The 23,472-nt window shown below is 58.5% G+C and carries 31 protein-coding genes and 1 tRNA gene; 29 read left to right on the forward strand and 3 right to left on the reverse strand.

What is annotated here, in order from left to right; all coding sequences use genetic code 11:
* Nucleotides 1-403: 403 nt before the first annotated feature.
* The 3 genes from RAN89_RS06265 to RAN89_RS06275 are packed head-to-tail and all read right to left on the reverse strand — an operon-like array spanning nucleotide 404 to nucleotide 1,898.
* Nucleotides 404-607: a hypothetical protein gene (locus RAN89_RS06265; protein WP_313868753.1), complete on the reverse strand. Its 204-nt coding sequence runs from the start codon at nucleotides 605-607 to the stop codon at nucleotides 404-406.
* On the reverse strand, nucleotides 604-1,083 hold the full coding sequence (locus RAN89_RS06270) for a hypothetical protein (RefSeq protein WP_313868754.1): 480 nt from the start codon (nucleotides 1,081-1,083) through the stop codon (nucleotides 604-606). The genes RAN89_RS06265 and RAN89_RS06270 overlap by 4 nt, the downstream gene beginning before the upstream one ends.
* A complete protein-coding gene (locus RAN89_RS06275) occupies nucleotides 1,080-1,898 on the reverse strand; it encodes a hypothetical protein (protein WP_313868755.1) in 819 nt (272 codons plus the stop codon). The genes RAN89_RS06270 and RAN89_RS06275 overlap by 4 nt, the downstream gene beginning before the upstream one ends.
* Nucleotides 1,899-2,148: 250 nt before the next feature.
* Between RAN89_RS06275 and RAN89_RS06280 the strand changes: the two genes are divergently transcribed.
* From RAN89_RS06280 to RAN89_RS06420, 29 genes are all read left to right on the forward strand, one after another.
* Nucleotides 2,149-2,225 (forward strand) — tRNA-Met (locus tag RAN89_RS06280).
* 478 nt (nucleotides 2,226-2,703) lie between these two features.
* Nucleotides 2,704-3,198, forward strand: coding sequence for a lysis system spanin subunit (locus RAN89_RS06285; protein ID WP_313868756.1), 495 nt, complete (start codon nucleotides 2,704-2,706; stop codon nucleotides 3,196-3,198).
* Nucleotides 3,199-3,223: 25 nt separating this feature from the next.
* On the forward strand, nucleotides 3,224-3,757 hold the full coding sequence (locus RAN89_RS06290) for a hypothetical protein (protein ID WP_313868757.1): 534 nt from the start codon (nucleotides 3,224-3,226) through the stop codon (nucleotides 3,755-3,757).
* Complete coding sequence (locus RAN89_RS06295) at nucleotides 3,754-4,146, forward strand: Gp49 family protein (protein WP_313868758.1); 393 nt, start codon at nucleotides 3,754-3,756, stop codon at nucleotides 4,144-4,146. The genes RAN89_RS06290 and RAN89_RS06295 overlap by 4 nt, the downstream gene beginning before the upstream one ends.
* Before the next feature lie 173 nt (nucleotides 4,147-4,319).
* Nucleotides 4,320-4,781 carry a DUF2829 domain-containing protein gene (locus RAN89_RS06300; RefSeq protein ID WP_313868759.1) on the forward strand — a complete coding sequence of 154 codons (462 nt, stop codon included), beginning with the start codon at nucleotides 4,320-4,322 and terminating at the stop codon, nucleotides 4,779-4,781.
* Nucleotides 4,778-5,086: a hypothetical protein gene (locus RAN89_RS06305; protein WP_313868760.1), complete on the forward strand. Its 309-nt coding sequence runs from the start codon at nucleotides 4,778-4,780 to the stop codon at nucleotides 5,084-5,086. Before RAN89_RS06300 ends, RAN89_RS06305 begins: the two co-directional genes overlap by 4 nt.
* Nucleotides 5,086-5,355, forward strand: coding sequence for a hypothetical protein (locus RAN89_RS06310; protein ID WP_313868761.1), 270 nt, complete (start codon nucleotides 5,086-5,088; stop codon nucleotides 5,353-5,355). Before RAN89_RS06305 ends, RAN89_RS06310 begins: the two co-directional genes overlap by 1 nt.
* Nucleotides 5,355-5,954: a hypothetical protein gene (locus tag RAN89_RS06315; protein WP_313868762.1), complete on the forward strand. Its 600-nt coding sequence runs from the start codon at nucleotides 5,355-5,357 to the stop codon at nucleotides 5,952-5,954. Before RAN89_RS06310 ends, RAN89_RS06315 begins: the two co-directional genes overlap by 1 nt.
* On the forward strand, nucleotides 5,951-7,450 hold the full coding sequence (locus RAN89_RS06320; protein ID WP_313868763.1) for a terminase large subunit domain-containing protein: 1,500 nt from the start codon (nucleotides 5,951-5,953) through the stop codon (nucleotides 7,448-7,450). The genes RAN89_RS06315 and RAN89_RS06320 overlap by 4 nt, the downstream gene beginning before the upstream one ends.
* Nucleotides 7,451-7,461: 11 nt before the next feature.
* Nucleotides 7,462-9,708, forward strand: coding sequence for a hypothetical protein (locus RAN89_RS06325; protein ID WP_313868764.1), 2,247 nt, complete (start codon nucleotides 7,462-7,464; stop codon nucleotides 9,706-9,708).
* Nucleotides 9,709-11,019, forward strand: a complete 1,311-nt coding sequence (locus RAN89_RS06330; RefSeq protein ID WP_313868765.1) for a phage head spike fiber domain-containing protein — start codon at nucleotides 9,709-9,711, stop codon at nucleotides 11,017-11,019.
* Nucleotides 11,020-11,159: 140 nt separating this feature from the next.
* Nucleotides 11,160-11,417: a hypothetical protein gene (locus RAN89_RS06335; RefSeq protein ID WP_313868766.1), complete on the forward strand. Its 258-nt coding sequence runs from the start codon at nucleotides 11,160-11,162 to the stop codon at nucleotides 11,415-11,417.
* Nucleotides 11,418-11,427: 10 nt separating this feature from the next.
* Entirely contained in the window at nucleotides 11,428-12,354 is a 927-nt protein-coding gene (locus RAN89_RS06340; RefSeq protein WP_313868767.1) for a hypothetical protein, read from the forward strand.
* 8 nt (nucleotides 12,355-12,362) lie between these two features.
* Complete coding sequence (locus tag RAN89_RS06345) at nucleotides 12,363-13,394, forward strand: N4-gp56 family major capsid protein (protein WP_313868768.1); 1,032 nt, start codon at nucleotides 12,363-12,365, stop codon at nucleotides 13,392-13,394.
* Between the two features lie 47 nt (nucleotides 13,395-13,441).
* Complete coding sequence (locus RAN89_RS06350) at nucleotides 13,442-13,720, forward strand: coiled-coil domain-containing protein (RefSeq protein ID WP_313868769.1); 279 nt, start codon at nucleotides 13,442-13,444, stop codon at nucleotides 13,718-13,720.
* Between the two features lie 27 nt (nucleotides 13,721-13,747).
* Nucleotides 13,748-14,224 carry a hypothetical protein gene (locus tag RAN89_RS06355; RefSeq protein WP_313868770.1) on the forward strand — a complete coding sequence of 159 codons (477 nt, stop codon included), beginning with the start codon at nucleotides 13,748-13,750 and terminating at the stop codon, nucleotides 14,222-14,224.
* Nucleotides 14,225-14,297: 73 nt separating this feature from the next.
* Nucleotides 14,298-14,828, forward strand: a complete 531-nt coding sequence (locus RAN89_RS06360) for a hypothetical protein (RefSeq protein ID WP_313868771.1) — start codon at nucleotides 14,298-14,300, stop codon at nucleotides 14,826-14,828.
* The gene (locus RAN89_RS06365) at nucleotides 14,828-15,505 is read left to right on the forward strand and encodes a phage adaptor protein (protein WP_313868772.1); all 678 of its coding nucleotides are present in this window, start codon (nucleotides 14,828-14,830) and stop codon (nucleotides 15,503-15,505) included. Before RAN89_RS06360 ends, RAN89_RS06365 begins: the two co-directional genes overlap by 1 nt.
* Complete coding sequence (locus tag RAN89_RS06370; RefSeq protein WP_313868773.1) at nucleotides 15,502-17,349, forward strand: hypothetical protein; 1,848 nt, start codon at nucleotides 15,502-15,504, stop codon at nucleotides 17,347-17,349. Before RAN89_RS06365 ends, RAN89_RS06370 begins: the two co-directional genes overlap by 4 nt.
* A gap of 3 nt (nucleotides 17,350-17,352) precedes the next feature.
* Nucleotides 17,353-18,720 carry a glycine-rich domain-containing protein gene (locus tag RAN89_RS06375; protein WP_313868774.1) on the forward strand — a complete coding sequence of 456 codons (1,368 nt, stop codon included), beginning with the start codon at nucleotides 17,353-17,355 and terminating at the stop codon, nucleotides 18,718-18,720.
* Nucleotides 18,721-19,158 carry a hypothetical protein gene (locus tag RAN89_RS06380; RefSeq protein ID WP_313868775.1) on the forward strand — a complete coding sequence of 146 codons (438 nt, stop codon included), beginning with the start codon at nucleotides 18,721-18,723 and terminating at the stop codon, nucleotides 19,156-19,158.
* Nucleotides 19,155-19,427: a hypothetical protein gene (locus tag RAN89_RS06385; RefSeq protein ID WP_313868776.1), complete on the forward strand. Its 273-nt coding sequence runs from the start codon at nucleotides 19,155-19,157 to the stop codon at nucleotides 19,425-19,427. Before RAN89_RS06380 ends, RAN89_RS06385 begins: the two co-directional genes overlap by 4 nt.
* Nucleotides 19,420-19,860 (forward strand): hypothetical protein, encoded by a 441-nt coding sequence (locus RAN89_RS06390; protein ID WP_313868777.1) that lies wholly within the window; start codon nucleotides 19,420-19,422, stop codon nucleotides 19,858-19,860. The genes RAN89_RS06385 and RAN89_RS06390 overlap by 8 nt, the downstream gene beginning before the upstream one ends.
* A gap of 58 nt (nucleotides 19,861-19,918) precedes the next feature.
* Entirely contained in the window at nucleotides 19,919-20,206 is a 288-nt protein-coding gene (locus RAN89_RS06395) for a hypothetical protein (protein WP_313868778.1), read from the forward strand.
* An 8-nt stretch (nucleotides 20,207-20,214) separates the two neighbouring features.
* Nucleotides 20,215-20,652 carry a DUF5675 family protein gene (locus tag RAN89_RS06400; RefSeq protein ID WP_313868779.1) on the forward strand — a complete coding sequence of 146 codons (438 nt, stop codon included), beginning with the start codon at nucleotides 20,215-20,217 and terminating at the stop codon, nucleotides 20,650-20,652.
* Nucleotides 20,649-20,936 carry a DUF2644 domain-containing protein gene (locus RAN89_RS06405; protein WP_313868780.1) on the forward strand — a complete coding sequence of 96 codons (288 nt, stop codon included), beginning with the start codon at nucleotides 20,649-20,651 and terminating at the stop codon, nucleotides 20,934-20,936. The genes RAN89_RS06400 and RAN89_RS06405 overlap by 4 nt, the downstream gene beginning before the upstream one ends.
* A gap of 105 nt (nucleotides 20,937-21,041) precedes the next feature.
* Nucleotides 21,042-21,731: a hypothetical protein gene (locus tag RAN89_RS06410; RefSeq protein WP_313868781.1), complete on the forward strand. Its 690-nt coding sequence runs from the start codon at nucleotides 21,042-21,044 to the stop codon at nucleotides 21,729-21,731.
* Complete coding sequence (locus tag RAN89_RS06415) at nucleotides 21,731-22,984, forward strand: hypothetical protein (protein ID WP_313868782.1); 1,254 nt, start codon at nucleotides 21,731-21,733, stop codon at nucleotides 22,982-22,984. Before RAN89_RS06410 ends, RAN89_RS06415 begins: the two co-directional genes overlap by 1 nt.
* Complete coding sequence (locus RAN89_RS06420; RefSeq protein WP_313868783.1) at nucleotides 22,981-23,472, forward strand: hypothetical protein; 492 nt, start codon at nucleotides 22,981-22,983, stop codon at nucleotides 23,470-23,472. The genes RAN89_RS06415 and RAN89_RS06420 overlap by 4 nt, the downstream gene beginning before the upstream one ends.

The raw sequence follows: 23,472 nt of genomic DNA on the forward strand, positions 1-23,472 counted from the left end.
TCAGTTCTTCCGGCCACTGAAAGCCGCTCTCCGCACCGCCGCTCTGACGCCACATTGCTGTGGGGTTTCACTAGGGTGATGCCCTAGCTACTTGCGCTTCCTGCCGTGGGTACAAGCCACAGAGGATGCAGGGGTGTCCACTCACTTGTTTTCCGCCGTGGATGGCGGGGCGACGTTTGGCTGTCTGTCAATCCGGTCGATGCCGTTTGATGGGGTGAACTTTAGCAAATGCCTAACAGACCTGTCAACAAAAATCTGACAAATTGTCGTAAATTGCTAAACACCCTAAAGGGTGGGATTGTGTTGTATTTTTGCCACGTCGATTCCAACGTGTGTGTAGGCGCTTGCCCGCATCCCGAAATACCTAATCAGTTGCGGGTGGCTGTGTGTCGTGCGTGAGTAGCTATGATTTTTGTAGCGAGACGGATTTTTCTTTCGGCGGAAGCGCGTAGACGCCGCGCGCAATCCGCTTGATGTCGCCACGGATGTGCATCTGATTCAGCGCATCCGTGAGCGCCGTTTTCCTGACGCCCGTGCCGGCCAGAATTTGCGCGTAGGACTTGGGCCCATGGCGCAACTCTTCGTGGATCTTCAGGAATGGTGTCAAGCCTCGACCCCCAGTGCGCGATTGGCCATAGCCACGACTGTCGGGGAAACCTTGTCGCCAGCCTTCTTGCGATCAAGGATGCGGTGCGCCCAGCCCTTGTGGTCGTACCCGCGCTTTGGATTGGCCCGCAATCCATCCAGAACGCGAGCGGCGATCTCGGGATTGACTGTGGGCGCCGGCAGCTGGGGCGCAGGCTTGCTGGGTGCGCTGCGAAGCAGAGCTTTGAACTGGCGCGCATTGGGCACAAACTCGGGCAGGTTGTTGAGCGCCCAGATGACCGGGCGCCTTGTTGCCTCCGGATCAGCTGTCTCACTGTTGGGCACATAGTCGGCCAGAACCTGACCCCAGACGGTCTTCACGTCCGCGATGGGGGCGTCGCCAATGGATCGTGACCAGCCAGCGCCGTAGGTGGCAAACATGACCTTGAACACGTAGTCCACGGCTGCAATAGGGGTGGTGCCAGAAAACTCGATCATTGGGGAATCTCCAGAAATTCGGTTGGTGCTTCGATGACTTGGCCACCTTGGGCCTTGATGCGATCAGGGTGAACCTCCCCGGTCATCTGCTCCCAGCGAGCCCAGCCTGCCTCTTGGTTGATCTGCTGGAAGCTCTTGGGCTGTCCATTGGTGCCGTTCCTGCGGATCAGGTCGTTGCGCTTGGCCTCCGCCATCTGTTGCGCCTTGCGGATCCAGTTGCGCCACGTGCCATCCCAGTCCGAGCGGGCGGTGGAGAAGGTGTGGTCGCGGAATGTGGCTGTCTCCAGCTCGACGTTGACCAGAGGTGCATTGGCCTTGGCGAATGCGAGCAGGGCTTCGCTCAGGACGAAAGAGTCAGGGCACTTCTTTGCTGCGCGTCCTACAGAAGGTTTACCTTCTGTATCACTCTTCTCTTCTCTTCTCTTCTCTGGTCCGCTTTTTGTCTTCTTTTTGTCCGCATTGCTTGCGGACAAATTGCGCTCATTGCGTTTGCGCTCGCTTTCCTGCGCTCTCCGCTTGGCAGACTGGCCGTTGTGAGTGTCAAACTCGGGAGTTGCGATGCCTGTTTCAGTGATTTCCAGCCAGCCAACGGACGCCATTGCAGCTGAAATTCCGGGTAATCCGGCCAATCCATCGAGCGCTTCCTGCGTGTATCCGTCCAGATGTCCGTCTTCTGAGTGCATGTCAAACAGACACCAGACCGCATAAATTCCGCCAACCGTCTTAATTCTGTCCGCACCGAATGCGGACGACATGCGGACAACCTTGGGGTGTGTCAGCAGATTTGTCCTCATCTTTATCCAGTCTCCAGCCATCCAGACCTCCAAAAACAAAAACCCCTAAGTCCCGGTCCTCCACGTAGCGGCGTGCCTCCCGAGGGAGGTAGAAGACCAAGGCTTAGGGGCTCTTGGGTGAGTGATTTTTGCCTTGCCGCTACGCTTGACGGAATGGAATTTAGCAAACATCAAACAAATACGCAAGCACTTGTTGACATTGCGTTAGGCAGACATCAAAATGATGTCTGTGGGGTAGGTGCGTCCATAGGGCGTTCTTTCCCTTGGTTTCAGCGGGGTGGAGCAGCCCGGTAGCTTGCTGGGTTCATATCCCAGAGGACGCGAGTTCAAATCTCGCCCCCGCTTCCAATCCAAGGCTGGCCTGAAAGGGCGGCGGCTAAAGCTGGTGGAATTCCAGACAACCTTCCGGGTGAGAGGCCCGGAGCCATCACGCATGCGGATTGGCGCGTAGAAAGGGTGACTGAGTAATCGGTTCCTGCGCTAATCAAATTGTTCGCTACCGGAAAGCGAGAGCCGGTTAAGCGTCCAGTCCGCAGCCGCGATGGTGAGTGCGGTTAGCGCCGTACTCTGGGGATGCTGGCCAGCAGGCTTGATGGTGTTGCAACACTGGATGGCTTCAAGAGAGATGGTAGTTGGGTTCGATTCCCAGCCTCTTTGCCCCAACCATCAACCCATCCGGTATGGGCCCTGTGCATATCTTTACCGCTATGCAGCTGAAGGCAGGGTCCATTCCAGATGGTTAAGCGCAACAGCCCCGTGCGGAAGCTGTAGGGGTTGCGCAGGGCTAAGGGTTCTTGGCTGCCATCTACCCTCAATGGAGATCCTGATGCTGCCCTTCACTGCTCGCCAGTTCGGATACCTGATTCTGGCCATTGCGCTGGCAGTCACCCACTACACCGCCTACAAGACCGGCCGCGCGCTGGTGGCTGGCGACTGGGCGCAGGAGCGCGAGAACCGGGCCAATGACATGCTGGAGCTGGCCAAGGCACACCGGGCAGAGCAGGCTGAATTAACTCGAAAGGCCAACGATGTTGACACCAAGTATCAAGCGAGCAAAAAGCGCGCTGCTGCTGACCGCGACGCTGCTGCTGGCGAGCTGCAGCTGCTTCAAGCAGCCCTCGACGCCGCCCGAGAAGGTCGAGCTGCCACCCCCGGCAGCGGAGTTGATGGAGCCAGTGAAGGCGGACTACTCCTTGCGTGCGCAACAGAGCATCAAGGAATGGCGGCTGAAGCTGACGCCACAGCAATAAAGCTGACCAGCCTCCAGTCATACGTCAGGGACGTGTGCAAACCCAATTTCGGCACTGCCGGCAAGCCTTAGAGCCGGCTAATTCACAGGAGATTCCATGAGCGACGAAGCAACCCAAAATTCCACACAAAATGAGGCAGAAGCCCCCGTGGATACTGCGCAGACTGCTATTCAAACTGTAGCAACAACCAGCGATATTCTGACTGACGTGGCCATCGTGAGCGCTGCTAGTCTTGGCGATACTGTGGTGGCTGACACTGGCGTTACAGGCTCTACTGAGCTGGTGGGATCGACTGAAGCTGCTGTCGTGACTGAGCCCGGTGGCCCGGCCGTCATCATTGAGCCCACGATTGGCCGCATGGTGTGGCTGCGCCCCGATGCCGCGCTGATTGCCGCCCGTGGCATCAACATGGTCGATAGCGATCCCGAGACTGCCCAACCCCTGTCTGCGCAGATCGTGTACGTGCATGACTCCTACACTGTCAACTTGGCAGGTTACGACCAGTACGGCTACCCATTCACTGCCACTCGCGTGACTCTGCTGACCGGCAACGAGCTGACCCGCCCTGAAGGCACTTATGCCGAGTGGATGGGCTACCAGCTGGCGCAAGCCACAAAGATTGCAGCATGATCGGGGAAGCTGAGATCAAAGCCGCCGGGGCTGACAAGGCCCCGCGCGTGACGCCTGCCGACATTGAGTCGAGCATTGTCAGTGAGCACTACTTCACGGCAACTGAGGCGCTAGTCGGACAAGAGCGAGGCCCAGAGTGGCAGGCAACGCCCAAAGAACTCGACCTGCTGACCTTCTGCGTACTGGTGCTGCGCAACGGTTTCACCGTCACGGGTGAGAGCGCATGCGCCAGTCCCGAGAACTTCAATGCCGAGATCGGCCGCAAGATCGCCCGGGAGAACGCAATCCAGAAGCTGTGGCCACTGATGGGCTATGCCCTGAAGGAGAAGCTGCGTGCCGAAGCTGGCGAGCAAGCCGCCATTCAGGCTCAGGATGTCAAGCGCGAATAGACCTCGCATGACGTGGTTTCCAGTGGCCCAAGCGCCTTCGGCGGCACTGACTTTATCTTTCGAGATGGCAAGAAGGTCAACGTCAGCGACATGGAAAAGGCTTACTCGAAACTTGTTCAAGTCGGAATCGCTGTCCTCAAGGCGAACTCCAAACCCTTAGAGATCACCAAGCCATGAGCGTCACCATCCAACGCGCAGTTGACCGCTTCCTGAGCTGGAAGCTGCCACTGGCATTCGCACCTGACTGCCACATCACCTTTGACCACGACAAAGCTCTGGGTGGCACATGGCCATCGGGCACCAACCTGCTCCACGCAGGTCAAGCCCGCGAGATGATCGAGCACCTACTGGGCGTTGAGCCTGGGCAGGAAACCGACTTCGGTTGCGCCCTGCTTGCCCTCAAGGCGGGCAAGCGCGTGGCTCGCAAGGGCTGGAATGGAGTTGGCATGTTTGTCTACTACGTCCCCCCAGCCTCCTACAAGGCACAGACCGGGGCTGCCAAAGAGCACTTTGGCAACGAAGCCATGGTCCCATACAACGCCTACTTCGCAATCAAAAACGTCAACGAATCCGTGAGCACATGGGTTCCGAGCGTGAATGACTGCTTGGCGGAAGACTGGGTGGTGCTGGAATGAGAGCGGCCCTCCTGTCACTGGCCACAGTCGCAGCTCTGGGTGCCTCCTTGGCCCCAGCTACCTCTGGCTCGCAAGCGCAACGAGCGCAAACCGAGATCAACAAGCTGGCCAACGCCAGTGGTGGCCAGTCAGGAGGGCTCCCGGCCAACGCACCCACAGACACGCGCACCAACACCTTGCGCTCACGCTCACGGATTCGGCGCGACACCCGCATCAAGAAGGCGGGCCCGGGCTGGTCGAATCGGCACGTACAGCGCACAGCTGCCAAAGCCCGCAATGTGAAACGCTCGAAAGGCAAACGCTAATGGCTAAGTACCGCAAGAAGCCAGTAGTCGTAGAGGCATGGCAGCTCATTGAGGGCACCGTGATGCCTGACTGGATGCTTGAGGCTCGCCGCACCGGAGTGATTCAACCCTGTGAGGGTGGCGCCATCATCCGCACGCTTGAGGATGGTCCCAATGGAGAAGCCAAGCACGTCGCATCCATGGGTGACTGGATCATCAAGGGCGTGAAGGGCGAACTGTATCCCTGCAAGCCGGAGATCTTTGCGCTGGCCTACGAGGTAGCAGAGTAATGGCAACAGCCAAGAAGCCCCCAGCAAAGAAAGCCCCAGCCAAGAAGGCAGCGGGGAAGAAGCTGGCTCGCATCACTGTGAACGCAGAGAAGAAGCCTGAGCCAGAGAAGCGCTCAGTGGGGCGCCCAACCTCATACAAGCCTGAGTATGCGGATCTCGCGTACAAGTTCTGCCTGCTGGGGGCGAACAACAAGAAATTGGCGGAATTGTTTGAGGTCGCAGACTCCACGGTGGGCAAGTGGATTGCTGAAATTGAGGAATTTTCGGATGCGCTCAAGCGTGGAAGGGAGATTGCTGATGCAAATGTTGCCAATTCCCTGTACCACCGCGCAATCGGCTACGAGCATCCGGAGGATGACATCCGCACTGTTTCCGTGGGTGGCGGGCGCTCGGACATCGTGATCACACCCACTGTGAAGCGTTATGCACCTGACACTGCAGCCGCAACTCTGTGGCTCAAGAATCGCCAGCCAACTATCTGGCGCGACAAGGTGGATCTGGAGCACTCTGGCAAGGTCGGCTTGGAGCGCCTGCCAGACGAAGAGCTTGAAGCTCGTCTCATTGAGACGATGAATCGCCTCGGAACCCTGAAGAAATGACCCGCGAAGAGATGATCGAGGCCATCGCGCTTGGCCGGGAAAAGCTCGCCCGTGCGGCTCGTAACAGTTTTGTCGAATTTGCCAAGTTCCGGCAGCCCATGGACATGCAGCCCGCGCTGCACCATCTGGTCATCTGCAACGCCTTGGACGCACTGGAGAGGGGTGACATCCCGAACAACCGGGTCATGCTCTTCCTGCCGCCGGGCTCCGCGAAGTCGAGCTATGGCTCTCGCCTGTTCCCCCAGTATTTCCTCGGCCGGCACCCTCAGCTCTCGGCCATTCTGGCTTCACACACTGGTGAGCTGGCAGAGGCATGGGGGCGCAAGATCCGCAACGGTATGCAGGATCCAGAGTTTGCCGAGGTGTTTCCCGGCATTGGTGTGGCTGGTGACAACGCGAGCGCCGGGCGCTGGGCTACCAACAAGGATGGTGAATTCTTTGCTGCTGGCGTAGGCGGATCCATCACGGGTCGCCGTGCCGACTTGGGGATCATCGATGACCCGGTGAAGAACCGGGAGGACGCCGACAGTGACCGCATCCGCCAGAAGACATGGGAGTGGTACACCAACGACTTCCTGACGCGCCTGAAGCCCGGGGCCAAGCAGGTGCTCATCATGACCCGCTGGCACGAAGATGACCTTGCTGGCCGTCTCCTTGAGCGCGAGAAGGATAAGTGGCTGGTCATCAAGATCCCGATGATCGCCGGCCCCAAGGACTTACTGGGCCGCGAGGAGGGTGAGCGCCTTTGGAAAGAGTGGTTCACCGACGACATGATTGAAGCGGCTCAGGCAGACGCGCGCTCATGGATCTCGCTGTACCAACAAGAGCCACGGCCCACTGAAGGTGCCGAGTTCAAGCGCAGCTGGATCAACCGCTACGCCTCGCCACCGAAGATCATGAACAAAATCCTGCTGGTCGATCCCGCAGGGGATCCAGCCAAGGCCAAGGGTAACCGCAAGAAGAGCGACTTCACAGCCATGTGGGTCGTGGGTCTGGGCTCGGACGAGAACGCATACCTGCTAGATGGCCTGAGAGATCGCCTCAATCTCACGCAACGTGCCGACGCTGTGTTCGCGCTGCACAAGAAGCACAAGCCCATGCAGACGCGCTACGAGCAGTACGGCCTGCAGGCTGATGTCGAGCACATCAAGACCGAGATGGAGCGCCGGCAGTACCGCTTCGCCATCAAAGAGGTGGGCGGCAAGGTCGAGAAGAACGCGCGCATCCGGCGCCTGATCCCATGGTTCGAGGGTGGCCGCATCTGGCTGCCCATGGAGATGCGACGCGAGACGGTGCTTGGCACCTCGTATGACGTGATCTCGGACTTCATCGAGCACGAATACGCAACCTTCCCAGTGGGTCGCAACGACGACTCATTTGACTGCTTGGCCCGCTTGGCGGAGCCGGGCTTAACCCTTCCATATCCAGAAGAAGACGAGTTGATGCAGCCGGGCATGGCCGCATGGCAAGCGCTGGATGAGATCACTGGCTACTGAGAGAGAAAACTATGACGGACTACACCTCCAATCAAACCCTTGGCCATCTGGAGAAGTTGGCAGAGGAGGGCTACCTGACGCCTGAGCAAGAGCAGGAGATGTGGACCGCGAAGCTCGAAGGCTTCAAGGCTGGCTTCTCCAAGATGCGTGACGACTGGGTGCGCTGGCGCGCTCAGAGCGGGGTCGAGACTCGCTGGCGCACGTCGCTTGAGCTGTACGAAGGCAAGGATGCCGAGGCCATTGAGAACACTCTGGCCAACTCACTGCAGGGCAACCGTGTGAAGAAGGGGCCGAAGGACAACCGCTCGAAGGTGGTGGTCAACATCGTGCGCCCCAAGGTGGATCAGGCCATCGCGCGCATGTGCGAGATCTTGCTGCCTGTCGATGACCGCAACTGGGGCATCAAGCCCACGCCCGTGCCTCAGTCCGTGTCAAAGATGCTGGGCGACCACACGCCCATCGTGGATGAGATGGGGCAGGACACCGGGCTCACGCCGAACATTCAGGCACAGCGCGTCATGGAGTACGCCAAGCGCGCGGCTGCAGCCATGGAGACCGAGATCGATGACGTGCTGACCCAGTGCAACTACAACGGCGAGCAGCGCAAGGTCATCGAGAACGGTGTGAAGCTGGGCACCGGCTGCCTGCTGGGACCATTCCCCACGACTAACGCCAAGCGCGCGTGGATCCCGAACCCGGACGGATCGATGTCACTGCAGATTTCCAGTGACATGGTGGGCGCCAGCATGAGTGCTGACCCATGGGACATCTTCACGGATCCCGCATGCGGCAACGATCACCAGCGCGGCTCGGGCTTCTTCCATCGCCGCTTCGTGACCAAGAAGGAGATCCGGGCCTTGGCCGGGGTCGAAGGCTACGACGAGGCAGCCATCCGCAAGGTGCTGCGCGAGAAGCCTACACGCACCACCGTGGCCGAGGGTCGCGTCACCCGCAACATGTGCGAAGAGGAGAGCTACGAGATGTGGCTCTACTACGGCGAGGTGGACCCCGTGGAGATGGAGCTGCTGAGTGAATCCATGTGCGCTGAGGATCAGGATCCTCTGGTGGATGTGACCTCGGGCGTCATCATCATGATTGGCGAGACTGTGATCGGCGCCATGGAGTCGTGGATCGTTGATGGCTCCCTGCCCTTGGACATCTGGAACTGGCGCAAGGATGACAAGACGCCTCAAGGCCACAGCCTGCCAGAGGAGCTGGAGAGCCAGCAGCGCGTGATCATCTCCGCATGGCGTCAGGTGATGGACAACGGCAAGATCACGGCCGGTGGCCAGATCGTCATCAACAAGAAGCTCATCGCTCCGCAGGACGGCAACTACGACATCTATCCCAACAAGGTGTGGCTGGGCTTGGATGACACGGTGGACGTGACCAAGGCCATGCACGTCTTCCAGTTCGCCAACAACTTGGAAGCCATGCTCAAGGTGTCTGCAGCTGCCATGCAGTTCGCAGATCAAGAGACATCGATGCCTCAGATCTTGGGTGGCGAGAAGGGCACGGCCCCTGAGACGGTGGGCGGCATGGTCATGCTGTTCAACAACGCCAACGTGGTGCTGCGCTACCGGGTGAAGCTCTACGACGATGACATCACCAAGCCACACATCGGCCGGCACTTCGACTGGCAGATGGCCTACAACCCCAAGCCAGAGATCAAGGGCGACATGCAGATCGATGCGCGCGGCTCCACGGCTTTGCTGGAGAAGGACATCCAGAACCAAGCCACACTCAACCTGTCCAACGTGACGAGCAACCCGCGCTACGCAGGCATGGTGGATCCGAAGAAGGAACTCAAGGTCATGCTCAAGGCATTCCGCATCAACCCTGATGACGTGATGTTCCCCGATGACAAGATCGATGAGAACCTGAAGAAGGCGGCTCAGGCACAGCCTCAAGACCCACGCATCGTGACCGCACAGCTGGCATTGCAAGGCAAGCAGATGGACATCGCAGACCGTCAGGAGCAGCGCGCGGCGGACATGCAGCTGGCACAAGGCGAGCAGCAACTCAAGGGCGCACAGATCGCCTACAACATCGAGCGCGAGCGGGCAGAAGGCGAGCAGGGCCAAGTGCAGATGCAGATGGACCGAGAGCTGGCCATCGCCAAGATGCAGCAAGACGGCATCCTGACTGAGGCGGAGATCCAGTCGCGCGAGCGCATGAACGCAATCAAGATCGACTCCCAGCACCAGCTCTTCAACGCTGAGGCAGCACTGCGAGTCAACACCGGAGAGGGAATCTAAATGTCACTGAATTTTCCAAGCACGGCTCGGGATAGCGGGTACAGCGCATCGTGGCGCAAGCGGGTTCGCAACATGCAGCGCGGCATGCCTGCACTCGACCCTTTGGTGGCGGCTCTGTCGCTCGACTTCACAAGGGGATCGCTTGACCCTCGCGTGACGTTCACGCGACCAGATGCAACATCGTGCGCAACGCGCTTCAATGCGCAGGGTCTGCTTCAGGTTTTGGCGCCGAACTCGCCGAGATTCGATTACGATCCAGCGACACTTCAGCCGAGCGGACTGCTAATTGAGGAGTCGCGCACCAATCTATTCATCGACAGCCGAGACATGACCACGGCAAGCTGGTCAAAGACGGATGTAACCCCAACCCGCAATCAGGTTGGAATTGATGGTGTGGCGAACACCGCATGCCTAATGACCGAGGGAGTGGCTGGTACATCTGACCTAAATCAAGGTCTCGCCGGTTTACCCGCAGGGGCCACCGTCACATCATCTCGCTACCTCAAACGTGGCAACAATGACTGGATTCGGCTTGCCGTTGCCAGTAGCGGAGGCAATGGCTGGCAGGCTTGGCTCAATTTGGCCACCGGAGCGCTTGGCACATCTGGTGCGCTTGGCGCTGGTGCTGGCAGTGCAAGTGTTCAGAACGTGGGTAATGGCTGGTATCGACTTACCATAACCGCCACAATCGGAGGTGCTGATACAGATTGCAACAACAACATCTACGCTACATCGGCAAACTCCGTGACAGCTCGCGTTAATAACGCTACCTACATCATGGATGCGGCCCAGCTCGAAGTAGGCGCATTCGCAACCAGCTTCATCCTGACCGGGGCGTCCACAGCAACGCGCGCAGCAGACTCAGCCTTAATGACTGGCGCCAACTTTTCGAGTTGGTACAACCAATCCAGAGGAGCGCTTTTTGCTGAGGCAAGCACCTTCGCAACCACAAGTGCCCGTGGGGTTCTGTCGGTCAACGATGGCACATCGAATAACAAATTTGATATTAGATTTCGCAGCTCATCTACACTGGGAACCATTGCAGGCTCTGGCATTTGGGCGATTGGGCCAGTCATCTCCGATGCCAAAATGCACAAGATTGCGCTTTCGATTTCTGCCAATTCGCAATTAGTGGCTGCCGACGGATTGGCACCAAGCGCAGCAGCGGCCGCGACACTTCCGGCCGTGACGCAGTTGCAGATTGGAGGTCTTGATGGTGGTGCATCGCAACAACTAAACGGTTATATCAGACGCATTGCCTACTTTGACACTCAGCTCGCGCCAGATCAGATCGTGGCATTCACCAAATAGTGCGAAAAATTGTTCTGCAAATGCTTGACGATCTGTTCGATTTTTAGTTAAATACTTCGTAGGGGCAGGTGCGTCCAGACGAACCAGCCCAAACCGAAAGCCGCTGACAGCAATGCCAGCGGCTTTTTTCTTGGCCAGACATGAACAAACCAGCCCTTACCGAAGCTGATTTCCGCTCCCAAGTGTGGAGCCGATTGACGAAGGACTTGCAGGAGCGCTTGCAGGAACTTCGCCAGTCGAATGACAACACCCAGTTGTCACAAGACCAAACCCTCTTGATCCGGGGTCAGATCAAGGAGGTCAAAAGATTGCTGTCCCTCTCCACGGAGAGCGCCGGCATGAGCGGCACCCCCTTCGCAGGCGATGCCAATTTGTCAGATTTTCCTGACGACCAATGACCAATGAAACATGAGCACTGAACTCAACGCACAGGAACAAGCAGCACGCATTTGGGCGGAGCTTGATGCAGCTGACAACGGCCAGCTGCCAAGCGATAACGGTGGATTCACCGATGAAGATGCAAGCGATGAAGGGACCGCGCAAGCCGCCCCGGAGCAACGCACTCAAGGTGATCGCCAAGCTCAGACAGAAGGCGAATCTGTCAACGCTGATGACGAAGACGACCTGCCTCCCAAGTACCGCGACCTGATCGCGGGCTTGAGCCAGCAGGTTGAAGGACTCAGCGCCCGCTTGCGGAGTGCAGAGGGGAACATTGGTGGACTCAAGAGCAACCTGAAGACTCAGCTCGAAGCTGCGAAATCGGTTACTCAGGCCGGAGGCGAAGCGCCAACGACCACTGAGATCACCAAGGCGCAAGCCAGCCCTGAAGCATTTGCCGCGCTTGAGCGTGACTACCCGGAGTTTGCTAAGGCATTGAAGCCGGCGATGGCCAACTTGGAGCAGGAGATTGCGCGCTTGCGCACAAACCAGCCTCAAGCTGCCGCAAACCCACTCGACACCTCTAACGTGGTGACGAAGGAGGAGCTGGCTGAAATGAAGGCTGAGATGGCCATCAACGCCGTTCACCCCGGGTGGCAGAAGACAGTGCAATCGCCTGAGTTTATTGGGTGGCTCTCCAACGCACCGCGCGAGATCAAAGCTCTCGCCGCGAGTGAAGACCCGCAGGACGCAATTCGCCTGCTGGATCTGCGCGCAGAGGCAATCAAGGCTCAGGCGAAGGAAGAAAGAACAGAACGCACGACGCCGAGATCCTTGGTCCGGGCATCGACCATCCCAACTGGTCGCCGCTCCATGGTCACTACGAAAAGCGTAGATGACATGACACCGCAAGAGTATTGGCGTCACCTTGATCAACTTGAAGCTAACAGGAAATGAGGCTTTAAATGCAAAATTACTCCACCGTTCCATCGCGGAACCTCATCATGGCCGAGCGCCAGATGCTCAAGCGCGCGGACCCCATCAAGGTGATCTCCACCTTCGGTACGCAAAAAGAAGTGCCGCAGAACAAGACCGATACCGTTGTGTATCGCCGCGCTCTGCCTATCGACGCTGCCGCCAACGGCGCGCCACAAGTCACCTCGACTGACTACCTGATGCAGGAAGGCGTTACGCCCACTGCACGTACCATCCAGTACCAAGACGTGCAGGCCACTCTGCAGCAGTACGGCGTGCTGATGAAGCTGTCGGCCAAGTCCGAACTGCTGTACGAAGACGACATCCCCGGCGACATGGTGGATCTGGTGGGCGACCACATGGGCACCATCGAGGAGATGATCTCCTATGGCGTGGTTCGCGGTGGCACCAACGTGGTGTTTGCTAACGGCACCGTGCGTACCGCTGTGACCAGCACCATCAGTTTGAACAAGCTGCGTCAAGTGGCTCGTATCATCGAAGCCGCTCACGGCAAGAAGGTGACACAGAAGCTGCAGTCTGGCGTGAACTTCGGCTCTTCTGCCGTGGCCGCTGCCTACTTGGTGTTCATCCACACCGACATGGAAGCAGACGTGCGCAACTTGCCCGGCTTCACCCCCGTGGTGGAGTACGGTCAGCAGAAGCCTGTGCATGAGCGTGAAGTGGGTGCCGTTGAAGGCTTCCGCTTCGTGACCAGCCCTTACTTCCGTCCATGGCTGCAGGCCGGCGGCACTATCACTGCGGGCACATTCCTGTCCAACGGTGGTACTGCAGGCACCACAGCTGACGTGTACCCCGTGATGGTGGTCGCACAGGACGCTTGGGGTCAGGTTGCCTTGAAGGGCATGGGCTCCATCGATCCGATCTACCTGCCTGCGAAGCAGAAGAACCACGCCAACCCCATGGGCCAATTCGGCTATGTGGGCGCGAACTTCTGGAAGAACGCAGTCCGGACCAACGAGAACTGGATCGTCCGCCTTGAGTGCGCGGCGTCTGGCCTGTAATTGAGTGACTGGGCTTCGGCCCAGTCCTTCACCTGAAGGATCAAAACATGCCATACACCATTGTTCTGAACAACCGCTCTGCCCTGACCGCCTCTGAGGCTCAGGATATGAACCGCGAGTTCGATCTGCTGCGCGCAGAGCTGGATGACATGCGAACCAAGAACGCAGCCTTGCTGACTGACATTTCTGACATTCGCACCAAGTACACCGCTCTGGTTGCCTTGCTGGTTGCTGGTACTGCGCTCGGCGCAGGCTACAGCACTGGTACAGGCTTGGCTGGCCAAACGGTCACAGCCCTCGGCCAACGCCGCTTCACCCCGAACTAAAACCGCTTTTCCTGAAAGGAAACTGCTATGTCTTCTCAACTGCAAGGCGCAAATGCGCTAACCATGGCGATAAACTCTGGTGCTCTGGCTGGCGGCTCCACCGCTTCCCAGTTCACCAACGCAGCCGCGATCAACTATGCGATCAACGGCCGCTTCTTCAACCGGGGCATCATCGCCTCTCAAGCTCTGGTGATTGAGCCCAACACCGGCATCGTGCCCACAGCGCCCAACACGCTGCAGAGCATCCCTGCCGGCCGCGCTTGCGCATTCGCCGTGATCTTGGACTCCGCTGGTGCCTTCACCGTAGCCCAAGGCGATATCGTTGAAGCTGGTTCCCTGTGCCCCGTGCCTCAAGCTCCCGCAGGCAAGGCCATCGTTGGCGCCATCAAGGTGAATAACGCATCTGGTTCAGCCTTCGTGCCCGGCACCACAGCGTTCAACGTGGGCGGTGGCGTGACCACCACCTACATCAACTTGGCGCAGCACCCCGGCGCATCGGTGTAATCCCCGCAGCTTCGGCTGCATTACTGGCCCCGCTTGTTCACTCAGGCGGGGCCTTTTACTTTGGAGAGCCACAATGGCAACATCACCCCGCAAGCGCGGCACCACCATCCAGACCAACACCTTTGAGCGCAAGGGCGCGATGGATGCGGCTGCAGCACAAATCATCCAAGGTGCCGTGAAGGTCAATGTGGCCAAGGCCCTGCAAACTGGCGACGCCCCCTTCGAGGCGCAAGAAATCGCCGTCGAAAAGATCATCTCCCCAGACCAGATCCCATTGGAAGCCTTCATGGCTCAGGAGCTGGAAATTCACTTGATGGATGCGGCCACAGAAGATGAGCCCCAGTTTGTCGAAGTGAACGTGAATGGCCACTACCGCATGCTGGTGCGTGGCGAGACTCACATGGTTCGCCGCTACCACGTGGCTGTGCTTGCTCAGGCCAAGGATCAGCGCCTGCAGCAGAAGAAGATCGTCAATGGCGACGGCTCCATGGGCTTCGAGGAGAAGATGGTGTCCCGCCAGATGTACCCCTTCAGCATCGTGAGTGACCCCGCTGGGCGCCGTGGCGCTGAGTGGATCAAGCAACAGCTGGCCAACGCACGCTAATGACGTTCCTTGAGCTGTGCCGCTCGCTGGTGGAGAAGTCCTCCATCACTGGTGCGATCTCCTCCGTCGAGAACCAGCGCGGCGAGATGCTGCGCGTGGTCAACTGGATCAATGAAGCATGGTGGGAGATCCAGCTCAAGAACACCAACTGGCGCTGGATGACCTATGAGTTCCAGTTCACCACGCAAGTTGGCGTCGCCACCTACGACCCGACAGACCCTCTGCTCGGGTTGACCCGATTCCGCCGCTGGCGCCCTGACACTTTCCGGATCCAGAAGCGATCCGCTGGTCTGGCTGACAACCACGACTTCACGCAGGTCGATTGGCCGACTTTCCGGGCTCAGTACATCTTTGCCCCGGTCCAGCCTCAGTACCCGGCCGCATTCGGCATTCATCCGCGCACCAGCGCTTTGGTCTTGGGCCCATCGCCGGATGACTTCTACGATGTGTTCGGTGACTACCAGCGCTCTCCGTATCGCCTATCATCCAACACTGACGTGCCAGACATGCCGGATGAGTTTCACATGCTCATCGTACACATGGCTCGGCAGAAGTACGCAGCCTACGAGAACGCTGCCGAGGTGCTGGCTGAGGCCATGGCTGATGGCAACTCCATGATGAACGCGCTGACCGAAGATCAACTGGATCAGGTCGGACTTGGAGTGCCACTGGCATGACCAACTTCCGGATGCCACAGGTCCGCACGGAGACGGAGTTCTTCGCATTCACTGGTGGGCTCGATACCCAGTCTCCAGCCCTTCGCATGCCCCCGGGCGTGGCCATCTCTGCATTGAACTACGAGCCCAACCAGAACGGTGGCTACTCCCGCATGAAGGGCTACGAGCGCTTCGATGGCCGGCCAAGCCCCAGTGGGGCTCCATCGGTGGCCACGGGCGCCGTGACGGCCGCGCAGGAGGCCCAGTCCCTTGTGGATCAGGCTGACATCCGCCGAGCCCTGATTGCTGCCGTACCGGGCTCAGGCCCTGTCCGTGGTGTGGTCCTGTACGCCGGCAAGGTGTACGCCTTCCGTGACAACGTAGGCGCCACAGCTGGCGTGATGTACGTGTCATCCACCTCTGGATGGCAAGCAGTAGCCTTGGGTGAAGAGGTGGTATTCACCAACGCCAACACCAACGTGACAGATGGCGACGTGCTAACACAAGGCGGCGTGACCGCGACAGTGCAGCGCGTGGTGGTCGAGACTGGCAGCCTGCAAAGCGGCGTCAACACCGGTCGACTCATCCTGACCGGGCGTACTGGCGGCAACCTTGCATCTGGTGCAGCCACATCAACAGGCTCAGGATCTCTCACCCTGTCCGGCGTGCAGACCGCCATCACCCTGCCGCCCGGCGGCAAGTACCAATTCGACCAGTACAACTTCTTTGGTGGCGTTGCAACGCGCCGCCTGTACGGCGTAAACGGTGTTGGCCGGGCCTTCGAGTTCGACGGCACCGTCTTCGTGCCATTGCGCACCGGGGCAGCCGTAGATACACCGGCCTTCATCAAGGCCAACCGCAAGTACCTGTACCTCGCCATCGGATCCAGCCTGATCAACGGATCCGTGGGCAACCCCTACCGCTTCGTGAGCGGCGAGGGTGCTGTCGAGAATGGCATGGGCGACACGATCACTGGGCTGTGCGGCTTGACTGGAGACTCGCTGGGCGTCAAGTGCCGCAACAGCAGCTACCTCCTGTCAGGTTCGAGTCAGACTGACTGGGTGATAAACACCATCCGCGATGACGTGGGTTGTGTTCCGTACACCTTGCAGACCATGAGTGACACCTACATGCTTGATGACCGTGGGGTCACATCCATTCAGGCCGTCCAGAACTTTGGCAACTTCGAGGACGCTACGCTGTCCCGCAAGATCCAGCCGCTAATCAATCGCATCCGCAACAAGGTCTCAGGCTCCTATGTTTCCCGCTCTCGCGGGCTCTATGTGCTGGTGACAAACGATGGCGGCATCCTGTGGATGGCCATGCTCAACAAGCAGCTGGTCGGATTCTTGGATGGTCAGCTCGGGTTCAATCCCAACTGTGCGTGGTCAGGTGAAGACACAGACGGCGCCGAGCAAACCTTCCTTGGTGGCGACAACGGCTTCGTCTACGAGATGGACAAGGGATCGACATTCGATGGCGCTGCAATCCCCTCGTACATCAAGATCTACTACTACAGCTCCAAGAGCCCGCGCATCAGGAAGCGCTACCGCAAGATGGTGGTCGAGATGTCTGCGGTCCTGTACTCGCAGATTCAATTCCGCGCCGACCTCACATACGGCGACCCGGATGTTCAGCAAACCCAAGCCAGATCCTTTGAGACAGGCGGATCTGGTGGCAGCTGGGATGACGCCAACTGGGATGAGTTCTTCTGGGACTCTCAAGACGTGATCGTCCCAGAGGTTCCGCTCGAAGGCACCGGGCTCAACATCGCACTGCAGTTCCAGAGCAACACCAAGCTGGACTTTGGGCACACCCTGCAGGGCGCAATCATTCACTACACCATGCGCAGGCAACAGAGGTAACAAATGCCGAATCGCTACTTCAACAACATCATCAACCTCCTCACCGGAACCAAGGCCCGGGCAGCAGATGTTGAGGCTGACTTCACTGCCGTGTCTGCAGGGCTTGATATTGTTCAGGCCGAGATGGATGCCAAGGCGCCACTTGCGAGTCCAAATTTCTCCGGCACTCCAACTGCTCCAACCGCACCCGGCGGAACCAACACCACTCAAATTGCCACTTGCCAGTTTGTGTTGCAGCAGGCACTCAGCACAACCTTGCCCGGACAGGCTGGCAACGCTGGCAAGGCATTGGTCACTGACGGAACCAATGCAAGCTGGCAAAGTGTCACCGCCTCATGGAGTACGCTGACTGGAAAGCCAACCACCTTCGCTGGCTTTGGCTTCTCTGCCAGCCAGAGTCGAATCGACATTGGCATTACTACCACGGGTGATGCGGTTGTCACGGCAGCCAGCCAGTCAGCTGCGCGCACCGCCATTGGCGCTAGTACAGTGGGTTCTGCAATCATGATCGCAGCAGATGCAGCTGCTGTCCGGGTTGCGGCAGGTGCCGGCGCAACTGGCGACACCTTGTTCACAGCTGGTACAGCCACCGCAGCAAGAACGGCATTGGGTGCCGGCGCAACTGGTGACGCCCTGTTTACGGCAGCAAACGTGGCATCTGCCATTGCAACACTGGGTCTTACCACTGTTGCTGCCATAACGCCAGCAACCGCAACCCCACTGGCCGGCTCTGGGTCTGGTGTTGTTGGTGTCTCAACCAAGTACGCCAGAGAAGATCACGCTCACCCCATCGTCGCTGCAGGATTTTCTAACTTGCAGGTATTCACAGCATCTGGAACATTCACCGTCCCCGCAGGGGTAACAACTGCAAAAGTCACTGTTGTTGGTGGCGGTGGTGGCGGTGGTGGCAGCAGTGGCGGAATCGGCTTCGGCGGCGGCGGCGGCGGCGCATCCGTTCGGATAGTTACTGGCTTGACACCCGGAGGAACTGTTGCGGTGACGGTTGGAGCGGGCGGAGCTGCAGGCGGAGTGAATTCTGCCGGAGGCGGCGGAGGCACATCTTCCTTTGGAGCATTTTGCTCTGCAACCGGAGGGGGCGGAGGGTCAACAAGCGGAGGTACGGGTTGCGCATTTGGAGGATTGGGCTCTGGGGGCTCCTTAAACATGCGAGGAGGCACTGGGGGCTTCGGAACAAGCGGCTTCAATTTTGGCGGATCTTCGTATTTCTCTGGCGGCATTCCGGGGACCGATACTGGTGGTGGCAGTGGTAATGGCGGCACCCTTGGTGGAGGCGGTTCTGGTGGCGTTTTTAATGGCGGGTCGTTCAATGGCGGCGCTGGCGGTGCTGGCGTAGTTCTTGTGGAGTTCTAAATGAAAAAAGCACTTATCTCCCCAGAAGAGCGGTCTTTCGGTGGATACCGGGTTGCAGACGTTTGCGACACAGCCTTTGATGTTGCGGCTCCTTTTTTCTGGGTTGATTCGGAGGATTGGGTAGCCCCTGATAAGTGCTACTTTGATCCTGCAGATCAAAAAATAAAGCTACCACCAACTCCTTCTGCTGCACAGGTTGTGCCGGAGTCCGTGACGAGATTCCAAGCTCGGGCAGCTCTGTATCAGGCTGGATATTTCGATGCTGTAACCGAGATCATGTCCAACCCTGCAACCCCCATGCTCATGAAGCTGGCGTGGCAGGATGCGCAGGAGTTTCGCCGCGACTCATCTACGGTCCAAGCGCTATCCCAAATCCTTGGCCTCACCTCTGAGCAGGTTGACCAGCTGTTCATTGCTGCATCAGGCATCTCAGCATGACGCTCAAAGAAGGGCTTGCTATGCGAGCCATCAACATCTTCTTCTCCTTCGATTGCTTTGCCTTCACCGTGCTTACTTTGGGCAAGGCATATCCATTCGAGTCATTCAGCAGCGCCGCCTACAGGGCCGAGAAAATGGGGCTTTTCTACGGCAAGGCAAGGCCCATTATTGATGCGCTGTTTTGGTTTGAGCCCGAACACTGCAGGGCTGCATTTGATCGCGCCGTCCTCAATCTTCCGCCAGATCAGAGGGGGAATCAAAGTGAGTGAAAAATACTGGCAGGCCACAAGCCGAGCCCTATTCGATAGCGACCTGATCGCTACCCGCATCACTCTGGCCATTGGTGAACTCATGTGGGCAGTCATGCTCATCTGGCCGGGCGAGAGCTTTGCCAGACCCACGTACACCGTGATGTCTCACGTCACCGTCGAGGAGGCGTGGGCTGCGATTTTCATGCTCTCTGGCGTGACCCAGTTGGCCATTGTTCTTCTTGATGATTTTGACTCAAGGTTTGCCCGGTACTTCGCTGGGTGGAATGCCGCTCTCTGGATCTTCGTGGTCGTCTCCATGCTGATATCGGTTTACCCGCCGCCGGCTGCCGTAGGAGGTGAAATTGCTCTCGCCATTGCCGCACTCTGGATCTTCGTTCGCCCCTTCATTCTTTCCGCAGGATACCGCCGTGCATTCAGGGAACTCATCTGATCCTCTCGTAGAGCGCCGCCGGGCCTCTGACCAGCCAAGCAACGCCGAGCTGCACAAGATGCTGACGGAGATCCATGCTGCAGTGATGGATCTCAAGCGCGGCCACGATGCGACCCTGACCGCATTCACTACCAACGATCTCGGCAAACCAGATCTTGATGGTCATCGCAAAGCGCACCTCGGGATGATCCATGCCGCGAAGGTCATGGATACCTACAAGACTGAGGCCGTCAAGAAGGTGCTGGGCTACGTGGTCGCATTCATCATCGGTCTGGTTGTCACTGGTGGAACCGACAAGATCCGCGACCTCGTTGCCGGAAAACCTGCCGCAGTCGCGGCCAAGTAGGAGTCACCATGCACTTCACCATGTTCCGCGAAAAGTCGGTGGGCGCGGCCACCCTGTCCAAGCTGTACCTCGGGCTCGACTTCGTGTGCGACATCCTTGAGGATGAGGTGCGCGAGCTGCCCGGTGTGCCGGTTGACAAGTGGAAGATCCATGGCGTCACGGCCATTCCGTCTGGCGTCTACCAAGTGATTGCCGAGACATCCGGGCGCTTTGGCCCCGAGACGCTGACCTTGATTGGCGTGCCCGGCTACAAGTACATCCGCATCCATGGCGGCAATCGCTCCACCGACACCGAGGGCTGCCTGCTGCCCGGCATGCGCAACGGCCCCAACAGCGTGGCCAGCTCGCGCGACAACTTGGCCAAGCTCAAGGCCATGATCCTGCCGGCGCTCAAGCGGCAAGAGCGCGTGACCATTGAGATCATCCCCTACCGGGCTGCCAAATGAGCTTTCGTACAAGCCTCGCCAAGGTGATGGATCGCCTGCCTGAGCTGGTTCTATCCAAGGATGGCAGCGTCTCTCAGACCAAGCTGGCGGCCGCCTGCTTCCACCTCCTGCTCATGTTGGCCGTGATCGCCCACACCGTAGTCAAGGACTTCGTTTTCGACGTCGAGGTGTGGATGGTGTACGGCGGCTTTGCCGTTGGCCACGCAGGCTGGGACAAGTACCAGTCCACCAAGGCTTCCACTGGTCGGCCAGACCCCCAAGCAGCCTCCCAGCCCTTGCCTTGAGGTGTGCGTTCTGAGAGAATGACTGCGGCGGAATTGCGTCTGCAGTTTCCGTAATCAAAGCCAGCCGGGTTCCCGAGCTGGCTTTTTTCATTTCTGGAGCCAAGCATGGCATCTGCAATCCCCAATCCATTCGACACGCAACAGGCCGCAGCCACTACCGCAACGCAGGCCACTACGCCTACCGAGGCGAATCCTGCTCCTCAGATTGCGAGCACTCCCACCGCCACGCCGCAGGCCGTCAACGTGACGCCCGGCCAGATGGTCGAGGACCGCACCGCGAAGATCGTGGCTGAAGATAGCCCCATCATGCAGCTCGCGCGCAGCCGGGCGGAGCAGCAAGCCAACTCCCGTGGCCTGATCAACTCCACCATCGCGGCCGGCGCCGGCCAGACTGCGGTGCTCGATGCGGCCACCGGGATCGCCAAGCAGGACGCAGCCACCGAGGCGAATGCGGCAACCGCCAACGCCAAGGCTGCCAACGACATGCAGCTGGCCAATCAGGATGCGCAGATCAAAACCAATACTGCCAACTTGACAGCTGCCAGCAACACCAATCTGGCGAGCATTGAGGCGCAGTACAAGAACCTAACCACCGCATCTTCGTCGGCCGCGAGCATCATCAACAAGACCACTGAAATGGTCAACTCGATCATGCAGAACACCACGCTCGATGCGGCTGCCAAGCAGAAGGCTATCGACACCTACAACGCAAACGCGAAGAAGTCACTGCAGCTGATTGGCGCTCTGGCTGGCGACGTGGATCTCAGCTCTTACCTTGATGAGGTGCTTGCGTAATGTCGGACGATTCCAGTGATTCCAGCGACTCCAGCTCAAGCTCAAGCAATTACAGCAACGAGGGCAGGAACTACACGCCGCCAAGTGGCGGCTTTTCCTCCAATGGGAGCTTTGCGTCTCAGTACGCATCGTATGGATCAGGACGCGAGGCTGCCGAGAGGGCTGGTGGGTACGGGTATGGCAGTAGCTCAAGCTCAAGTGGCTACAGCAATGAGGGGCGAAGCAACTCATCTCAAGGCGGATCATCCGGGTCAAGCTCAAGTCGAGTTGCAGACTCTTATGGCGGAGAAAACAGGACAGTAGAGCAGCGCCAATCCGAAGAGGCGGAGGGTGGCATCAAATCCATTCTTGTCAACAACACCGGAAGAGTTCTTGGTCGCAACGGCTTGATCAATGCAGCGATTGCACAGCAGCATCAAGACTTTGTGAACGGCAAGTCCGGAGCTATTGGAGACGATCTCCGGGCGGCTTATGAAAGCCTTTCCGACGAGGACAAAAAGGCGTACCTGCTGGAGACGCACAAGCCAGTCAGTGATGTCTACACATACGACCCGCTGAACAAGGGGCTCCGAGAGAAGTGGACAGACATGACCACCGGCAAAGTGGGCAGCGCGTGGCGCACGCTTGGTGGCGTGGGTGGCGGCACAAGCTCTGATCAATACTTTGACAACGAGACTCCGGAAGAACGCGACGCAAGAGGAAGCCTGAATGGTTCGATCATCGGAAAAGTTGCAGATGCCTTGTCGCCAGCGCCTTTCTCCATTCTAAAGAATGGCGCGCAAATGGTCTACGAAATGAGCAAAGGAGTTCCCTTTAACGAAGCTGGTAGCAGGCTGGTTCCGGGGCTCATCAATCGTTTCGCAACGCCCGTATTAAACAGGGCTACTGGTGGCGCAGTAACAGCTTTCAACATCGGCAACGCAGCATCGGCAGCCTTCGGTGGTCCGAGCGTCAAGAGCATTGGCGATGCAGCTTGGAGTGCCGTTGGTGGCGGTCAACCAACGGGCCAAGAGACGGTGAACAACCCCGACACAGGCAAGCCATACCTGTACCCAGACAGCACTCCTGTCTACAGGGGATCCAGTAGCAACTCATCGCCATCGGCTACATCCACTTCGGCACGACAAGCACCGGCTGCCCCGGTAGTCCAAGGTCTTGATGTGGATGCAAACCTGTTTGGAAATCTTGATCAAAGCGGATGGCGCTCTGCAACATCCAAGTTAGCGCAGTCGCGCAAGAAAGGAACATCATGAGCTGGTGGCAAGAAATTTTCGATGATGTGGGTGATGCCTTTGGCAAGTTTGGCGACTTCGTTTCTGATGGCCTCAGCACAGCGTTCAACAACTTTGCGCAACCCAACCAAGGCAGTCAGCCCTCTTCGAGCGGAGGCTCCAACGAAAACTACAGCAACGAGGGTCGCAGCTTCGCACAGCGCCCGGTTGAGTCGGGAGAGTCCGCATCCGGCGGGATCATTGGCAAGGTCATGGACTTTGCCAACAAGAACAAGGGGCTCACGGAGATTGTGCTGAAGGGTATTTCCGGCGGCATCGCCAGCGAGAACCAAGCCGAGCAGCGCATGAAGGAGATGCGCGCCAAGGATCAGATGGATCAGGAGGCCAGCGCTCGCGTCAGCGCCTCTGTGAGCGGGCTGCGCGGCCCGGGCATCATCAATCGTCAGGCCCAGCTCAAGCGCACTGATGGCTCCGGCATTTACACCAACGGCAAAATCTACAAGGGCTGA

It is taken from the genome of Rhodoferax mekongensis, assembly GCF_032191775.1.
Taxonomy (GTDB): domain Bacteria; phylum Pseudomonadota; class Gammaproteobacteria; order Burkholderiales; family Burkholderiaceae_C; genus Allorhodoferax; species Allorhodoferax mekongensis.

Bases quoted from the DNA above. Each gene is read 5' to 3' on its own strand.
- RAN89_RS06270 (WP_313868754.1), bottom strand. From the start codon at position 1,083: ATGATCGAGTTTTCTGGCACCACCCCTATTGCAGCCGTGGACTACGTG.
- RAN89_RS06275 (WP_313868755.1), bottom strand. From the start codon at position 1,898: ATGGCTGGAGACTGGATAAAGATGAGGACAAATCTGCTGACACACCCC.
- RAN89_RS06285 (WP_313868756.1), top strand. From the start codon at position 2,704: ATGCTGCCCTTCACTGCTCGCCAGTTCGGATACCTGATTCTGGCCATT.
- RAN89_RS06290 (WP_313868757.1), top strand. From the start codon at position 3,224: ATGAGCGACGAAGCAACCCAAAATTCCACACAAAATGAGGCAGAAGCC.
- RAN89_RS06295 (WP_313868758.1), top strand. From the start codon at position 3,754: ATGATCGGGGAAGCTGAGATCAAAGCCGCCGGGGCTGACAAGGCCCCG.
- RAN89_RS06300 (WP_313868759.1), top strand. From the start codon at position 4,320: ATGAGCGTCACCATCCAACGCGCAGTTGACCGCTTCCTGAGCTGGAAG.
- RAN89_RS06305 (WP_313868760.1), top strand. From the start codon at position 4,778: ATGAGAGCGGCCCTCCTGTCACTGGCCACAGTCGCAGCTCTGGGTGCC.
- RAN89_RS06310 (WP_313868761.1), top strand. From the start codon at position 5,086: ATGGCTAAGTACCGCAAGAAGCCAGTAGTCGTAGAGGCATGGCAGCTC.
- RAN89_RS06315 (WP_313868762.1), top strand. From the start codon at position 5,355: ATGGCAACAGCCAAGAAGCCCCCAGCAAAGAAAGCCCCAGCCAAGAAG.
- RAN89_RS06320 (WP_313868763.1), top strand. From the start codon at position 5,951: ATGACCCGCGAAGAGATGATCGAGGCCATCGCGCTTGGCCGGGAAAAG.
- RAN89_RS06325 (WP_313868764.1), top strand. From the start codon at position 7,462: ATGACGGACTACACCTCCAATCAAACCCTTGGCCATCTGGAGAAGTTG.
- RAN89_RS06330 (WP_313868765.1), top strand. From the start codon at position 9,709: ATGTCACTGAATTTTCCAAGCACGGCTCGGGATAGCGGGTACAGCGCA.
- RAN89_RS06335 (WP_313868766.1), top strand. From the start codon at position 11,160: ATGAACAAACCAGCCCTTACCGAAGCTGATTTCCGCTCCCAAGTGTGG.
- RAN89_RS06340 (WP_313868767.1), top strand. From the start codon at position 11,428: ATGAGCACTGAACTCAACGCACAGGAACAAGCAGCACGCATTTGGGCG.
- RAN89_RS06345 (WP_313868768.1), top strand. From the start codon at position 12,363: ATGCAAAATTACTCCACCGTTCCATCGCGGAACCTCATCATGGCCGAG.
- RAN89_RS06350 (WP_313868769.1), top strand. From the start codon at position 13,442: ATGCCATACACCATTGTTCTGAACAACCGCTCTGCCCTGACCGCCTCT.
- RAN89_RS06355 (WP_313868770.1), top strand. From the start codon at position 13,748: ATGTCTTCTCAACTGCAAGGCGCAAATGCGCTAACCATGGCGATAAAC.
- RAN89_RS06360 (WP_313868771.1), top strand. From the start codon at position 14,298: ATGGCAACATCACCCCGCAAGCGCGGCACCACCATCCAGACCAACACC.
- RAN89_RS06365 (WP_313868772.1), top strand. From the start codon at position 14,828: ATGACGTTCCTTGAGCTGTGCCGCTCGCTGGTGGAGAAGTCCTCCATC.
- RAN89_RS06370 (WP_313868773.1), top strand. From the start codon at position 15,502: ATGACCAACTTCCGGATGCCACAGGTCCGCACGGAGACGGAGTTCTTC.
- RAN89_RS06375 (WP_313868774.1), top strand. From the start codon at position 17,353: ATGCCGAATCGCTACTTCAACAACATCATCAACCTCCTCACCGGAACC.
- RAN89_RS06380 (WP_313868775.1), top strand. From the start codon at position 18,721: ATGAAAAAAGCACTTATCTCCCCAGAAGAGCGGTCTTTCGGTGGATAC.
- RAN89_RS06385 (WP_313868776.1), top strand. From the start codon at position 19,155: ATGACGCTCAAAGAAGGGCTTGCTATGCGAGCCATCAACATCTTCTTC.
- RAN89_RS06395 (WP_313868778.1), top strand. From the start codon at position 19,919: ATGCTGACGGAGATCCATGCTGCAGTGATGGATCTCAAGCGCGGCCAC.
- RAN89_RS06400 (WP_313868779.1), top strand. From the start codon at position 20,215: ATGCACTTCACCATGTTCCGCGAAAAGTCGGTGGGCGCGGCCACCCTG.
- RAN89_RS06405 (WP_313868780.1), top strand. From the start codon at position 20,649: ATGAGCTTTCGTACAAGCCTCGCCAAGGTGATGGATCGCCTGCCTGAG.
- RAN89_RS06410 (WP_313868781.1), top strand. From the start codon at position 21,042: ATGGCATCTGCAATCCCCAATCCATTCGACACGCAACAGGCCGCAGCC.
- RAN89_RS06415 (WP_313868782.1), top strand. From the start codon at position 21,731: ATGTCGGACGATTCCAGTGATTCCAGCGACTCCAGCTCAAGCTCAAGC.
- RAN89_RS06420 (WP_313868783.1), top strand. From the start codon at position 22,981: ATGAGCTGGTGGCAAGAAATTTTCGATGATGTGGGTGATGCCTTTGGC.